At 72.1% G+C, this 14,822-nt stretch carries 13 protein-coding genes; 4 read left to right on the top strand and 9 right to left on the bottom strand.

Annotation, left to right across the window (positions count from 1 at the left end; translation table 11 throughout):
• On the bottom strand, window positions 1-2,440 hold a 2,440-nt coding region (smc, locus tag PV363_RS08820; protein WP_301022146.1), incomplete at its 3' end, for a chromosome segregation protein SMC.
• A gap of 145 nt (window positions 2,441-2,585) precedes the next feature.
• Window positions 2,586-2,786, bottom strand: coding sequence for a hypothetical protein (locus tag PV363_RS08815; RefSeq protein WP_220341220.1), 201 nt, complete (start codon window positions 2,784-2,786; stop codon window positions 2,586-2,588).
• A 230-nt stretch (window positions 2,787-3,016) separates the two neighbouring features.
• Here PV363_RS08815 and PV363_RS08810 point away from each other — a divergent pair, with 230 nt between their 5' ends.
• Both PV363_RS08810 and PV363_RS08805 read left to right on the top strand, forming a co-directional pair.
• Window positions 3,017-4,537, top strand: coding sequence for a glycoside hydrolase family 3 N-terminal domain-containing protein (locus tag PV363_RS08810; protein WP_301022145.1), 1,521 nt, complete (start codon window positions 3,017-3,019; stop codon window positions 4,535-4,537).
• Window positions 4,534-5,493, top strand: a complete 960-nt coding sequence (locus PV363_RS08805; protein WP_301022144.1) for an ROK family protein — start codon at window positions 4,534-4,536, stop codon at window positions 5,491-5,493. The genes PV363_RS08810 and PV363_RS08805 overlap by 4 nt, the downstream gene beginning before the upstream one ends.
• Window positions 5,494-5,514: 21 nt before the next feature.
• Here PV363_RS08805 and ugpC read toward each other — a convergent pair whose 3' ends face one another.
• Window positions 5,515-6,588: a sn-glycerol-3-phosphate ABC transporter ATP-binding protein UgpC gene (gene ugpC, locus PV363_RS08800; protein ID WP_220341217.1), complete on the bottom strand. Its 1,074-nt coding sequence runs from the start codon at window positions 6,586-6,588 to the stop codon at window positions 5,515-5,517.
• 184 nt (window positions 6,589-6,772) lie between these two features.
• Here ugpC and PV363_RS08795 point away from each other — a divergent pair, with 184 nt between their 5' ends.
• Entirely contained in the window at window positions 6,773-7,264 is a 492-nt protein-coding gene (locus PV363_RS08795) for a PH domain-containing protein (protein ID WP_220341216.1), read from the top strand.
• Window positions 7,248-8,678: a PH domain-containing protein gene (locus PV363_RS08790; RefSeq protein WP_220341215.1), complete on the top strand. Its 1,431-nt coding sequence runs from the start codon at window positions 7,248-7,250 to the stop codon at window positions 8,676-8,678. The genes PV363_RS08795 and PV363_RS08790 overlap by 17 nt, the downstream gene beginning before the upstream one ends.
• A gap of 100 nt (window positions 8,679-8,778) precedes the next feature.
• On the opposite strand, the gene PV363_RS08785 is transcribed toward PV363_RS08790, so the two are convergent.
• From PV363_RS08785 to PV363_RS08760, 6 genes are all read right to left on the bottom strand, one after another.
• Window positions 8,779-9,696, bottom strand: a complete 918-nt coding sequence (locus PV363_RS08785; protein WP_220346867.1) for a DUF559 domain-containing protein — start codon at window positions 9,694-9,696, stop codon at window positions 8,779-8,781.
• Between the two features lie 141 nt (window positions 9,697-9,837).
• Window positions 9,838-10,980: a tRNA dihydrouridine synthase DusB gene (dusB, locus tag PV363_RS08780; RefSeq protein ID WP_220341213.1), complete on the bottom strand. Its 1,143-nt coding sequence runs from the start codon at window positions 10,978-10,980 to the stop codon at window positions 9,838-9,840.
• A gap of 70 nt (window positions 10,981-11,050) precedes the next feature.
• The gene (locus PV363_RS08775; RefSeq protein WP_220341212.1) at window positions 11,051-12,262 is read right to left on the bottom strand and encodes a pyridoxal phosphate-dependent aminotransferase; all 1,212 of its coding nucleotides are present in this window, start codon (window positions 12,260-12,262) and stop codon (window positions 11,051-11,053) included.
• Between the two features lie 22 nt (window positions 12,263-12,284).
• Entirely contained in the window at window positions 12,285-12,887 is a 603-nt protein-coding gene (locus tag PV363_RS08770; protein ID WP_301022143.1) for a hypothetical protein, read from the bottom strand.
• Window positions 12,884-14,272, bottom strand: coding sequence for a glycine--tRNA ligase (locus PV363_RS08765; RefSeq protein ID WP_220341210.1), 1,389 nt, complete (start codon window positions 14,270-14,272; stop codon window positions 12,884-12,886). Before PV363_RS08765 ends, PV363_RS08770 begins: the two co-directional genes overlap by 4 nt.
• Window positions 14,273-14,395: 123 nt before the next feature.
• On the bottom strand, window positions 14,396-14,822 hold a 427-nt coding region (locus PV363_RS08760; protein ID WP_301022142.1), incomplete at its 5' end, for an aldo/keto reductase.

Here is a 14,822-nt window from a genome sequence, read left to right as displayed (position 1 = left end):
CGGCCGCGCGGCCAGAGATCGCGCGAGCCCGCTCCTCGCTCGTCCGCAGGGCCAGCCGCGCGTCGGTCTCCGCGGCGCGGCTCGCCCGAGCCGCCTCGGCGAGCTCTTCCCTCGCGCTGTTGTCCGGCTCGTCCTCGGGCGCCTCCTCGGCGTCCGCGAGGCGCTGCTCGAGCTCGACGAGACCGGAGGCCGCGTCGTCGCGCGCCTTCTGCGCCGTCGTGATCGCGGCCGCGACGCGGGTCGCCTCGTCCTTGGCCGCCTTGACGGTCGACCCGAGCTGGGCGAGCTTCTCGGTCAGGGCGTTCGACTTCGCCTCCGACTCGCGGCGCTTCGCGACCGCGACGTCGAGGCGCTGCTTGGCCTCGTCGCGCTGCACCGTCAGGTCGGCGACCTCCACGTCCAGCTCGTCGCGACGGGCAGCGACCTCGCGGAGGCTCTCACCGGCGTGGTCGACCGCGGCCTGGACCTCGATGAGGCTCGGGACGTCCTGCGAACCCCCGGCCACGTAGTGGCCACCGACCAGGTCGCCGTCGCGCGTCACCGCGACGACCGCCGGCATCCGCTCGACCAGGGCGCGCGCCGCCTCGACGTCATCGACGACCGCGACACGGTCGAGCAGGCGACCGAGCGCCGCGTGCACCCCGGCCGGAGCCTCCACGACGTCGAGGGCGTACGAGGCACCAGAGGGCAGCGACGGCCACGACGTCCGGTCGCCGGCCTCGGCCGATCCGAGGACGAGTCCGGCGCGGCCGTCTGCGCCCTCCTTCAACGACGCGACGGCGCTGAGCGCGGTCTCCAGCGTGTCGACGGCGACGGCATCGGCGGCCGGGCCCAGGGCTGCGGCCACGGCCGTCTCGTACCCCTCCCGCACCGTCATGACCGCGGCGACCGAGCCCAGGACACCGCCGAGCCGGTCGGAGGCGCCGAGCACGGCACCGGCACCGTCCTTGCGCGCGAGACCCATCTCGAGGGCCTCCTTGCGTGCCTCGAGAGCTGCACGCTCGCGATCGGCGGAGTGGACCGCGTCCTTGGTCTTGGCAAGCCGCTCGGTCGCGTCGGCGAGCGCGGCCTCGGCGGCCTCGATCTCCGCGGCCAGGCCGGTCTCACCCGACCCGAGACCCGCCACCTGCGTCTCGGCGACCGTGAACTCGTGCTGAGCGCGCTGGGCGCGCTGCTCGGCGAGCAGGCGGTTCTCCTCGAGCCGACCAATCTCCTCTTCCGCGGCGAGGACCCTCGTGCGGAGCGTGTTGACCTGACCGGTGAGACGCGCGAGCCCTTCACGCCGGTCGGAGGCGGCTCGGACGAGGTCGGCGATGCGGCGGTCCTCGACCTGGAAGGCCTGCTCTGCCTCCTTGCGGGCGGCGATCGCGTCCTGGAGCCCCTTCTCGGCGGCGGCGACCTCCTCGGCGATCGCCTTCTCCTGGGCCTCGAACCGACCGGCCTCGTCCTCGAGCTCCTCGGGGTCGCGACCCCGTCGCTCGTCAGGAGGGAGCGCGGCGGCGTTGCGGACCCGCTCGGCGGCGAGACCGGCCGTGCCCTGGACGCGCTCGCGCATGCTGGTGAGGCCGTACCAGGTGTCCTGCGCCTCCTGCAGCCGCGGCGCGTCGGCACGCAGCGCGTCCTCGAGCGCCGCCTCCTCGTCGCGCATCTGATGGACGGCTCCCTCGACGGCGGCACGCCGGTGCTTGAGCGCCTCCTCGTCGGCGAGCTCCGAGCGCAGGACCTCGCGGGCACGGACGACGTCGTCGGCGAGCAGCCGCGCTCGGGCGTCGCGGACGTCGGCCTGGACGACCGCAGCCCTGCGGGCCACCTCCGCCTGGCGGCCCAGCGGCTTGAGCTGGCGACGGATCTCGGCGAGGAGGTCCTGGAGACGAGTCAGGTTGCCGTCGGTCGCGTCGAGCTTGCGGAGCGCCTTCTCCTTGCGCTTGCGGTGCTTGAGAACACCGGCCGCCTCCTCGATGAAGCCTCGGCGTTCCTCCGGCGACGCCCGGAGGACGGAGTCGAGCTGGCCCTGGCCGACGATCACGTGCATCTCACGACCGATGCCGGAGTCGCTGAGCAGCTCCTGCACGTCGAGGAGCCGGCAGTGGTTGCCGTTGATCGCGTACTCGGAGCCGCCGTTGCGGAACATCGTGCGCGAGATCGTCACCTCGGCGTACTCGATCGGGAGCGCACCGTCGGCGTTGTCGATCGTGAGGACGACCTCCGCGCGCCCGAGCGGCGCCCGACCCGCGGTCCCGGCGAAGATGACGTCCTCCATCTTGCCGCCGCGCAGCGACTTGGCCCCCTGCTCGCCCATGACCCAGGCGAGGGCGTCGACGACGTTGGACTTGCCGGAGCCGTTGGGTCCGACGACACAGGTGATGCCGGGCTCGAGCTGGAGGTGGGTGGCAGACGCGAAGGACTTGAACCCACGCAGCGTCAGGCTCTTGAGATGCAAGCCATGCTCCTTCACGCGTACGACAGGGACTGCGGGCAGCGGGGAAGGATGCCGCTCTCAGGGTAGGCGACCGACACCGGTCGCCCGTCGCGCCACGCCCGGGGCAGCGCCACGCCCCCGTCGGACCCAGAGGGGACCCGACGGGTCAGGAGCCGGCGGTCTCCAGCAGGTCGGCAGTCGACAGACGCACCTGGTCGAGGTCGGTCGAGGCGCTCAGCTCGTCGTTCTCGTGCTTGAGCCGGACCACCTCCGCCTCGAGATCGGCGATGCGTCGGCGAAGCTGGGTTTCGCGGACCTGCTGGTGGACGCTCGGCGTCGCCACGTAGCCGAGGAGAGCCTTGGCCATCGGATTCCTTCTCATCGGGACTGATGGGCGGGGCGACGCCGCATCCGGAAGGTCGAGCCGGCCTGTCGAGTGACCCTTGACCGGCGAGCCGTCGTGGGACGGACGACGCCGTCTCCTAGTGTCCCACCCGGGTCCCATTCGGGTCAATCCGGCTCCGCCGTCCACCGCTCGGACCTGGGGCGCTTGACCGGCGGCGGCCCCGTCCGATGGACTGACCGGGTGAGCGAGGGATGATCGCCGACGCCTCCGTACGCCGAGCCGCGCACCGGACCGTCCTCGGCGCGTTCGAGGGGACCTCGGTGCCCGGATGGTTGGCCGGCCTGGCCGACGACGGGCTCGGCGGGATCTGCCTCTACGGCAACAACCTCGCCGCCGACCCCCTCGAGGTCGCGAGCCTCGGCCGGGCGCTGGCCGCCGCGTGTCCCTCGCTGGTGCTGGCCCTCGACGAAGAGGGCGGTGACGTCACCCGGTTGCACTACGCCGACAGCAGCCCGTACCCGGGCAACGCCGTGCTCGGTCGCGCCGACGACCTGAGGACCACCGGCGCCGTCGCTCGCGCGATCGGCGCGGAGCTCAAGGCGGCCGGGATCTCGCTCGACCTCGCGCCGGACGCCGACGTCAACTCCAACCCGCGCAACCCGGTGATCGGGACCCGCAGCTTCGGCGCCGATCCCGCCCTCGTCGCCCGCCACACCGCGGCGTGGGTGCGTGGGCTCCAGAGCCAGGGTGTCGCCGCGTGCGTGAAGCACTTCCCGGGCCACGGCGACACCTCCACCGACTCCCACCTGGCGCTCCCCCGTGTCGACGCGGACCTCTCCACTCTCCTGAGGCGCGAGCTCGTCCCCTTCGTGGCGGCGAGCGCGGCCGGCGCCGCGACGATCATGACCTCTCACATCGTGCTGCCCGCGCTCGACCCCGAGCGTCCGGCGACGCTGAGCCCGAGGATCCTCACCGGGCTCCTCCGCGGCGAGCTCGGGTTCAGCGGCGTCATCATCACCGATGCCCTCGACATGGCGGGCGCGAGCGCCATGATCGGTGTCCCGGCGGCCGCCGTGGCGTCCCTCGCCGCGGGGGCCGACCTGCTGTGCATCGGGCCCTCGCTGCGTGGACGCGGGCGGGACGAGGTGCGCGACGTCGTCGACGCCGTCGTCGCCGCCGTCGGGGACGGGACGCTTCCCGTCGAGCGGTTGTACGACGCCGCCGCGCGGGTGGACGCGCTGAGCGCCGCTTATGCGACAGGCGCGAGGCCGGCCGACCCGACGCTGGTCGAGACCGGGCGAGCCGCCGGGCGGCGCGCCGCCGTGGCGGTCGTCGGCGAGGTGGGGACCGTCGGCGACGGGCCACCCCTCGTCGTCCGCCTCGAGACCGGCGCCAACATGGCCGTCGGGGACGCGGCGTGGGGAGATCTCGGCGTCACCGGCGCCTCCGTCGTCTCGGTCGTCGACGGCCACCCCTCGGCGACCGACCTGCGGGGACACGACGGTCCGCTCGTGGTCGTCGCCCGCGCTGCCGCCTCTCATGCCGACAGCTGGGCGTGGCTCCGTACTCTCGTCGACGCGCGCCCCGACGCCGTCGTGGTGGAGCTGGGCTGGCCCGCGCCCGAGATCGACGCCCTCCCCCGCGTCGTACGAGGGTGGGGGGGCTCTCTGCCCCCGTCCCGGGCCGTCGGCGAGGCGATCGACCGCGCACGGCGGGCGACGGCACCCGCACCCGCACCCGCACCCGACGGTCCCCACCGAGAGGAACGATGATCGCCACCACCATCGGGTTGGACATCGGCGGGACCAAGGTCCACGGCATCGCCGCCGACCAAGCCCGTCCCGACGAGGTGCTGGCGGAGGCCCGCCTCCCCACGGCACCGGGCCCGGCCGGGGTCGTCGCCACCGCGCTGGAGGTGGTCAGGCGGCTGGTCGAGAGGCTGCCGAGCGGGACGACGCTCGTCGCGGCGGGCGTCGGGATCCCCGGTGCGGTCGACGCGGCCGGTGTGCTGACCAACGCCGTCAACCTCGACGTCCACCACCCGCTCGATCTCCGGGGCGTGCTCAGCCAGGCCCTGTCGATCCCGGTGACCGTCAACAACGACGTGAACGCGGCAGCGTCCGGCGCCGCCACCTGGCTCCGCTCGCGCGGCGAGCCCCAGGACCTCGCGCTGCTGTCTGTCGGGACCGGCCTCGCCGCGGGCCTCGTCCTCGGCGGGCGGCTCCGGCACGGCGCGTCGGGGCTCGCGGGTGAGGTCGGGCACCTCACCGTCGTCGAGGACGGGCCCCTCTGCACGTGCGGGCAGCGTGGGTGCCTCGAGCTCTACGCCTCGGGTCGCGGACTCGCACGCCAGTGGCCGTACGACGGTCCCTCCCCCCAGCCGGTCGCGATGTTCGACGCCGCCGACGCCGGGGACGAGCGGGCGATCGCCGTCCGTGAGTCGTTCGTGGGTCGGCTCGTGGAAGCGGTCCGCATCGTGACCCTTGCGGTGGACCCGGCACGCGTGGTGCTGACGGGTGGCGTGATGCGGCTCGGCGACCGCGTGACCAAACCGTTGTTCGCGCGGATGGACGCCGACGCGACCGCCTCGGCGTTCGTGTCGAGCATGCGGCTGCGGGAGCGGACGCTCGCGCTGCCCGTCGACTATCCGGCCGCCGCGCTCGGGGCCGCCGCCCTCGGGTCAGCCGCCCTCGCGAGCGAGGGCCGGCGTGCGGGCGGGACGCCGTGACGCCGGCGCCCCGCCCGTCGCTCAGCCGAGACGCAGGCCGGTCGCCTTCGAGAAGACGTGGACGCGCTCAGGGTCGACCGTGAGGTGGACGACGTCGCCGATGGCCGGCGGCGTACGCCAGTTGACCCGGGAGACGAGGAGCTGGTCCTTGTCATCGTGCTTGGTGTGGCCGTAGGCGAACGCGTCCGAGCCGAGCTCCTCGACGACGTCGACGACGGTCGCGATCCCCTGCTCACCGAGCGCCATGTCCTCCGGGCGGACGCCCAGCGTGACCGTGGCGGCGTCGGCGTGCGCGAGCACCTCGCGCGTCACCGGCACGACGGTGTCGCCGACCTTGACTCCTCCCTCGGTGACCTCCACCTCGAAGAGGTTCATCGCCGGAGAGCCGAGGAAGCCCGCGACGAAGACGTTGTTGGGCGCGTCGTACGTCGCACGGGGGGTGTCGATCTGCTGGAGGACACCGTCCTTCATGACCGCGACCCGGTCGCCGAGCGTCATCGCCTCGACCTGGTCGTGCGTCACGTAGACCGTGGTGGTGCCGAGACGGCGCTGCAGCTGCGCGATCTGTGCGCGGGTCTGGACGCGCAGCTTGGCGTCGAGGTTCGACAGCGGCTCGTCCATGAGGAACACCTGCGGCGACCGTACGATCGCGCGGCCCATGGCGACGCGCTGGCGCTGGCCGCCCGAGAGCGCCTTCGGCTTGCGGTCGAGGTACTCGGTCAGTCCCAGCATGTCAGCAGCCTCGGCGACACGTGACTTGATCTCGCTCTTGGACTTGCCGGCGATCTTGAGCGCGAAGCCCATGTTCTCGGCGACCGACATGTGCGGATAGAGCGCGTAGTTCTGGAAGACCATCGCGATGTCGCGGGACTTGGGCGGGAGGTCGGTGACCTCGCGGGTCCCGATGAGGATCCGGCCGGCGTCGACGTCCTCCAGTCCCGCGAGCATCCGCAGGGAGGTGGACTTGCCGCAGCCTGAGGGCCCGACGAGGACGAGGAGCTCGCCGTCGTTGACCTCGAGCTCGAGCTTGTCGACGGCGGGCCGCTCCTGGCCCGGGAAGACGCGCGTCGCCTTCTCGAAGGTGACAGATGCCATGACTGATACATCCCTTCAGCGGCAGGAACGTGCCGCACGATCCGAGTGAAGTGGAGACGACCCGGGACGGGCCTGCGGCTCATTGTTGCCCAGGACGACTTATCCGTCTACGGGTTGCGGTGATCCGAGGTCCGCGACGCCGGACCGGCGGGGTTCCGCCGACGGCCCCCGATAGGGTCGGAGCGTGGATCCGCTCTTCGCACCACCCGCCGAGACGTGGCACCCCGTCTCGGTCAAGCTGCGCACGCTGCACCGCCTCGTCCTGGTGCTGTGGACGGTGGTTCCCGCGGTCGTGGTCTGTGTCGCCCTCGCGCTCCTGCTCCAGTGGTGGTGGCCGGTCGCCGCCGTGGCGGGCGTCGCGGTCGCCGTTCTCGTCTGGGGCTGGTTCTGGGCGGCCCGCAACCAGGCGGCGTGGGGCTTCGCCGAGAACGCCGAGGACCTGTGGATCCGCCACGGAGTCGCGTGGCGCAAGATCGTCGCGGTCCCGTACGGCCGTGTCCAGTACGTCGACGTCACGGCCGGTCCGTTGGAGCGTTCGCTCGGGATCGCCAAGGTCTCGCTGCACACCGCGAGCTCCCACACCTCGGCCGTGATCCCCGGGATCCCCTCCGACGAGGCCGCCCGACTCCGCGACCGGCTGACCGAGCTCCGGAAGACCCGTGGCTCCGGGATCTGAGCACCCGGCGCTCCCCCCGCAGGAGGCGCTTCCCGCGGTCGGACAGCGGACGCACCCGGCGAGCGCGCTGGTGCGGGTGTGGCTGTGGGTCGCGGCCGGTCTCGTCGGATTCGGACGCGACGTCCTCGAGGGCGGGCCGGAGCGCAGCCTGCTGTCGGCACTGTGGATCGGGCTCGCCATCGTGGCCGCCGCCGCGGTCCTCGGGATCGCGTTCGGCTACCTGTCGTGGCGGTTCACGCGCTACTTCATCGACGGGCGCGAGGTCCGGGTGGAGAGCGGCGTCCTCACACGACGCTCGCGGCGCGCGCCGTACGAGCGGATCCAGTCCGTCGACGTGGCCGAGCCGTTCGCCGCCCGGATCTTCGGGCTGTGCGAGCTCAGGATCGAGCTGGCGGGTGGCGACGACTCACGTGTCTCGCTCCAGTACCTCCGGCGCGGCGAGGCCGACCGGCTGCGCGCGATGCTCCTGCAACGGGCGTACGAGGCAGGCTCGCAGGCCCTGCGGGAAACCGCGGCGGTCCCCGCGCCGGCCGCGCCCGGTGTCGCAGGCTCGGACGGGGCCGGCACTGCCCCGCCGGGTCCGCCACCGGTGCCATCTCTCGATCTCTCCCCGCCGATCCTCGTCGTACCCCCGACCCGACTCGTGGTGGCGACCGTCCTGTCAGCGGAGTTCCTGACCCCCGCGGTGTTCTTGACGGCACTCGTGGTCGGCGGAGTCGTGTTCCCCGGCCTGATCGTCTTCGGTGTGGTCCCCCTGCTGCTGTGGGCGGGCCAGGTGATCATGTCGCGCGTGATCGCTCAGTGGGGCTTCACGCTGCGGCGCGCTCCCACCGGGCTCCATGTCACGCGCGGGTTGCTCTCGCGGATCTCGCAGACAATCCCGTACGACCGGGTGCAGGCGGTCGTCTCCCGCCAGGCGGCGCTGTGGCGGCCGCTGCACCTCCACCGCGCCGAGGTCACCGTCGCCGGCGCCTCGCGCGACTCCGACGACTCGGGGAGCGCGACCCTCGTCCCGGCGGCGACGCCGGAGGAGGTGCGGCGTGTCCTTGCCGAGCTGTTCGCCGACGTCGATCCGTCGGCGGTGCCGAAGGTGCGGGCGCCGCGTCGGTCGTGGCTGCTCGCGCCCGTGGGCTGGCGATTCCGTGCGGCGGGGTCGGACGGGCACGCCTTCGTCGCCGAGCAGGGGTGGGTGACCCACCGGACCGACGTCGTCCCGCACGCGAAGACGCAGTCCGTGACCCTCTCGCAGGGGCCGCTGCAGCGTCTGCGGGGTGTCGCGGACGTCGCCGTCCACACGCCCGACGGGCCCGTCGCGGCACGCGGCCGCTCCCTCGATGCGGCTGATGCGCGTGCCCTCGCGACCACTCAGCTGGTTCTCGCACGTCGGGCCCGCGAGGCCCTCGGCGAAGCCTGACGCGCCGTCGCTCAGCCGCCCGTCCGCGTTTCGTGGGGTTTTGGGGGGGTGTGTCGTGGCCCCCGCCCCCCCCAAACACGCTTCACCGCGCGACGCGGGGTCACCCGAACCAGCGGAGCCACATCGCATTGAGGTGGGGGCGCGGCCCGTCGTACCCGCGGTCGCGCAAAGCGCCGTACACCCTCCAGACGACGCGCTCCATCGTGGGCAGGTCGTCGGCGAGCACGACGATGACGGTCCAGCCGAGGCGTTCCAGCCGCTCGCGCCGGGTCCGGTCGTACGCGCGTTGCTCCGGCGAGCGTTCGTGCCACACACCGTCGTACTCGACGACGACGTGCCACCGCGCGTACACCAGATCGCAGCGTGCGACGAAACCACCGGCACCGTCGGTGATGTCGCGGTTGCACTCCGGCTCGGGCAGACGGGCGAAGACGAGGGCGAGGCGGACGAGGCTCTCCATCGGCGACTCGACTCGCTCCCGGACCAGCGTGAAAGCGCGCCGGGCACGGACCACGCCGTGGAGGTGACAGCCGTCGAGGTACGACCGGAGGCCGGCGAGCGTGGTGTGGCCGGCGTGGAGCAGGTGGTCCGCGGCCTGGACCAGCTCGACGAGCGACAGCACGGTCGCGCAGTCGACGTAGGTCCGATCCGGTCCCGTGCACGCGATGCGGTCACGGACGTACGCGTGCAGGCGCCCGCGACGCCGGTGCAGACGGATCTCGTCGCGGACCACGACACGGGTGGTGTTCGTCGAGAAGTGCAACGGAAGGGGCGACCGGAGCGCCAGGCCCCACAGCCGGAGTGCGGTGAGGTGGCTCGCGAGCGCGTCCTCGGGCATCACCAGGAGGCCTGCTCGCACCCACAGCACCCACGTCATGGCCAGGTCGGCGCGCACGTGCACCCCACGGAAGAGCGCTCGGAACCGACGGCCACGCAGGCCGCGCGCGGACAGTCCGTGGCGCGCTGCCTCCGTGCTCGTGAATGGACGGTCGTACAAGGGGGCGGGTATGGGCTTCACCCGGTCACGGTGGTTCCCGTCGGCCACCTTGGGGCGCAGGCCGAGCCCACCTGTGGACGCCGTCCGCGTTTCGTCGACTTGTGGACGGTCTGCGGCGCAGAAAGCGACCGGAAGTCGACAAAACGGGGACGGGGTCCGCGCTCAGCCGCCGGAGGTTGCGTCCTCGGCGGCGGCGTCGATGTGGGTGACCTCGCGCGAGGTCAGCCAGCCGTCGGGCAGGGCGACCCGCTTCGGGCTCCCCTGCCGCCCGCGCGGCTTGCCGAGCTCGGCGACCGGGTACGGCTCGTCGTGGTCGAGGTCGGCGAGCAGCGCGTCGAGGGCTCCCAGCGAGCTGATCGTCGCGAGCGCGTGGCGCATCTCGCCCCCAGCCCGGAAGCCCTTGAGGTACCACGCGATGTGCTTGCGGAACTCGATGCACCCGCGCTCCTCGCCCATGTCGGCCGAGAGCAGCTCGGCGTGCCGCCGCATCCACCCCGCGACCTCTCCGAGCGACGGCATGGCCGTGTCCTGCTCGCCGGCGAACGCCGCCGCGAGATCGCGGAACAGCCACGGGCGCCCGAGGCAGCCACGCCCCACCACGACGCCGTCGGCGCCGGTCTGCTCCACCATCGCGAGCGCGTCGGAGGCCTCCCAGATGTCACCGTTGCCGAGCACCGGGATGTCGACGGCCTGCTTGAGCGTGGCGATCGACTCCCAGTCGGCACGGCCGGAGTAGTGCTGGGCCGCCGTACGGCCGTGCAGCGCGATCGCGGCGCACCCGGCCTCCTGGGCGATGCGTCCGGCGTCGAGGTAGGTCAGGTGGTCCTCGTCGATGCCCTTGCGGGTCTTCATCGTCACCGGCACGCCGTACGGTCGCGCGGCACGGACGGCCGCGGTCAGGATCTCGCCGAGCAAGGTCGACTTCCACGGCAGAGCGGCACCGCCACCCTTGCGGGTCACCTTGGGGACAGGACAGCCGAAGTTGAGGTCGACGTGCGCGACGCCGTACTCGTCGCAGAGGATCTGCACCGCGCGGCCGATATAGACGGGGTCGATGCCGTACAGCTGGACCGAGCGCACCGACTCCGCCGCGGCGAAGCTCAGCATCCGCAGGCTGATCGGGTCGCGCTCGACGATCCCGCGCGAGGTGATCATCTCGCAGACGTAGAGACCCGCGCCCTGCTCCGCGCACAGCTGCCGGAAGGCGGCGTTGGTGACGCCGGCCATCGGGGCGAGCACGACCGGTGTCGCGACCTCGAGGTCGCCGAGGCGCAGCGACGGGCGTACGGGAGCGGTCGTGGGCATGACGTCCATTCTCCCAGGCGCGGTCAACCGACCCGAGCGGCCAGGCACCGCCGGGGCGTCGTGGGCGTCCTCAGGACGCGTAGGTCTCCAGGAAGCGCGCGATCCGGCCGACGGCGTCCTCGAGGTCCTCGAGCCGAGGCAGCGTGACGATCCGGAAGTGGTCCGGCGTCGGCCAGTTGAACCCGGTCCCCTGGACCACGAGCAGCTTCTGCTCCCGGAGCAGCTCGTAGGCGAACTTCTCGTCGTCGGCGATCGGGTACATCTGCGGGTCCAGCCGCGGGAACATGTAGAGCGCACCCCTCGGCTTGACACAGCTGACGCCGGGGATCGCGGTGAGCAGCTCGTACGCCCGGTTGCGCTGCTCGAGGAGCCGTCCGCCCGGCAGCAGCAGCGCGTTGATCGACTGCCGACCCCCGAGCGCGGTCGCGATCGCGTACTGGGACGGCACGTTGGGGCACAGCCGCATGTTGGCCAGCATGTTGAGGCCCTCGATGTAGCTGCGCGCATGGTGCTTCGGGCCGGTGATCATCATCCAGCCGCTGCGGAAGCCGGCGACGCGGTACGCCTTGGAGAGGCCGTTGAAGGTGACGCAGACGATGTCGTCGGCCACCGACGCCATCAAGGTGTGCTCGGCGTCGTCGTACAGGATCTTGTCGTAGATCTCGTCGGCGTAGACGATCAGCTCGTTCTCGCGCGCCACCTGCGCGATCTCCTCCAGCACCTGCGGTGCATAGACGGCACCGGTCGGGTTGTTGGGGTTGATCACCACGACGGCTTTGGTGCGGTCGGTGACCTTGGAGCGCAGGTCGTCGAGGTCTGGGTTCCAGTCCGAGGCCTCGTCGCACCGGTAGTGCACCGCGGTCCCGCCGGCGAGGCTGACCGCGGCGGTCCACAGCGGATAGTCCGGCATCGGCACGAGCACCTCGTCGCCGTCGTCGAGCAACGCCTGCATCGCCATCACGATGAGCTCGGACACGCCGTTGCCGATGTAGACGTCCTCGACGTCGACGTCGCAGACGCGCTCCTCGTAGTGCTGCACGATCGCCCGGCGCGCGGGCATCAGGCCCTTGGAGTCGCTGTATCCCTGGGCCTGGTGCAGGTTGGCGATGATGTCGACGAGGATCTCGTCGGGTGCCTCGAACCCGAACGGCGCGGGGTTGCCGATGTTGAGCTTGAGGATGCGGTGGCCCTCGTCCTCGAGGCGCCTGGCCTCCTCGAGAACCGGTCCTCTGATGTCGTAGAGGACGTCGGCCAGCTTCGTGGACTGCATCACCTCGCGCATGGGCCAAGCATGCCAGCGTGCCTCAGCCGACGGGCCAGGAGACCGGGCTGGCGAGATCGGACGTCCGTACCTGCACCGACTGCAGCGTCGCACCCTTCGGTACGAGCAGCACGAAGCAGCCCTTCCACGTCGCGCCCGGCTCGAAGGCCTTCGGCAGCGCACCACCCGCACAACGCTTGTACGGCTCGCCCCTGAACGTCGTCGGGGGGAAGTAGGCCGGTGTCGAGTCGAACCCGTACACGGGGACCGCGGCGCCACCGAGCGGGTCAGGACCGTCGTTGCGCACCTGGACACCGACGTAGTACGGGGTGGAGGTCGCCGACACCGGGTCGAGCACGTATCCCGCGAGGTCGGCGATCTTCCCCGGCTTCACCGACGAGACGGTCACCGTGATCGCGCTCGCCGCCTCGCCGACGGGATAGCCGACCGTGGCGGGCTTGCCCAGCGCGACCTCCGCCCCGGCCTCGGTCAGCTCCACTCCGTCGGGGAGCTCCACCGCGGACGACGGCTCCGGCGTGGCGGCGGCCGCCCCCGCGGCGTCGCCGCCGCTGCACCCTGCGAGGACCAGCCCCACGGCGACGGCCAGGGCGACCAGGCCGCCGCCCCGGGCCGTACGTCGTGTCATGCGCCGATCAGCCGCGCCGCGAGGTACGCCGGGACCTGGTCGAGCGCGACGCGCTCCTGCGTCATCGTGTCGCGCTCGCGGATGGTCACCGCGTTGTCGTCCAGGGTGTCGAAGTCGACGGTGATGCAGAACGGCGTGCCGATCTCGTCCTGGCGGCGGTAGCGGCGGCCGATCGCGCCGGCGTCGTCGAACTCGACGTTCCAGCTCTGTCGCAGCTCCGCGGCGAGATCGCGGGCGGCGGGGCTCAGCCGCTCGTTGCGCGAGAGCGGCAGCACCGCGGCCTTGACCGGCGCGAGGCGCGGGTCGAGCGCGAGCACGGTGCGCTTGTCGACACCGCCCTTGGCGTTGGGCGCCTCGTCCTCGCGGTAGGCGTCGACGAGGAACGCCATCATCGACCGGTTCACGCCCGCTGCGGGCTCGATGACGTACGGCGTCCAGCGCTCACCGAGCTCCTGGTCGAAGTAGGAGAGGTCGTTGCCCGAGTGCTTGGAGTGGGTGCCGAGGTCGAAGTCGGTGCGGTTGGCGACACCCTCGAGCTCGCCCCACTCCGAGCCGGCGAAGCGGAAGCGGTACTCGATGTCGACGGTGCGCTTGGAGTAGTGCGACAGCTTCTCGGCCGGGTGCTCGTAGAGCCGGAGGTTGTCGGCGGCCACCCCCAGGTCGGTGTACCAGCGCATGCGCTCGTCGATCCAGTACTGGTGCCACTCCTCGTCCGTGCCCGGCTTGACGAAGAACTCCATCTCCATCTGCTCGAACTCGCGGGTGCGGAAGATGAAGTTGCCGGGCGTGATCTCGTTGCGGAACGACTTGCCGAGCTGGGCGATGCCGAACGGCGGCTTCTTGCGGGCCGCGGCCATCACGAGCGCGAAGTTGACGAAGATGCCCTGAGCCGTCTCGGGACGCAGGTAGTGCATGCCCTCCTCGGAGTCGACCGGACCCAGGAAGGTCTTGAGCAGACCGGAGAACTGGCGCGGCTCGGTCCACTGACCACGGGTGCCGCAGTGGGGGCACACGACCTCGGCCATCGGCACGTCGTCAGGGTTCTCGATGCCCTTCTTGGCCGCGTACGCCTCCTGGAGGTGATCCTCACGGAACCGCTTGTGGCAGTGCTGGCACTCGATCAGCGGGTCGGTGAAGACGTCGACGTGGCCCGACGCCTCCCAGACCGGGCGCGGCAGGATCACGGACGAGTCGAGGCCGACGACGTCGTCGCGGCGCTGGACCATCGCCCGCCACCACTGGCGCTTGATGTTCTCCTTGAGCTCGACGCCGAGCGGACCGTAGTCCCAGGCGGAGCGCGTGCCTCCGTAGATCTCGCCGCTGGGGAACACGAAGCCCCGGCGCTTGGAGAGGCTGACGACGTTGTCGATCACAGAGGCAGGCACAGGTGTGCTCCGTTTCCGGCTGGGTGTCGGCGGGCATGGGCGGTGCGCCGTGGCGGACCGCGCCCGAGTTGGCCGCTCCAGGCTACTCCCTCGCCGCTGACGGACGAGGGGCGCCTCCGAGCCCTACTCGCGTCCCGCGGAGACCCAGGTGGGGTCCGCGGAGCGGTCGCCGACCACGGCGGACGAGACGTCGTCCAGCATGGCCAGCGAGGCGGCGTCGAGGCGCACGGACACGGCACCGACGTTCTCGTCGACACGCTCGGGCCGGCGCGTCCCCGGGATGGGCACGACGGGGAGGCCGAGGCGTCGCCCGTGCTCGTACAGCCAGGCGAGCGCGACCTGGGCCGGTGTCGCGCCCACCTCGTCGGCGACCCGGCGGACGGTCTGGACCACGACCTGGTTGGCGTCGAGCGCCTCCGCCCCGAACCGAGGGAAGGTGTGCCGCATGTCGCCGTCGGGCAGGACGTCGACGGAGCCCGCGAGGAACCCGCGTCCGAGCGGCGAGTACGGGACGAAGCCGACGCCCAGCTCGATCGCCGCAGGGACGACA

The sequence above is a fragment of the Mumia sp. genome, assembly GCF_028803055.1.
In the GTDB taxonomy this organism is placed as follows: Bacteria; Actinomycetota; Actinomycetes; order Propionibacteriales; family Nocardioidaceae; genus Mumia.
This window is presented reverse-complemented; position numbering and strand designations above follow the sequence as displayed.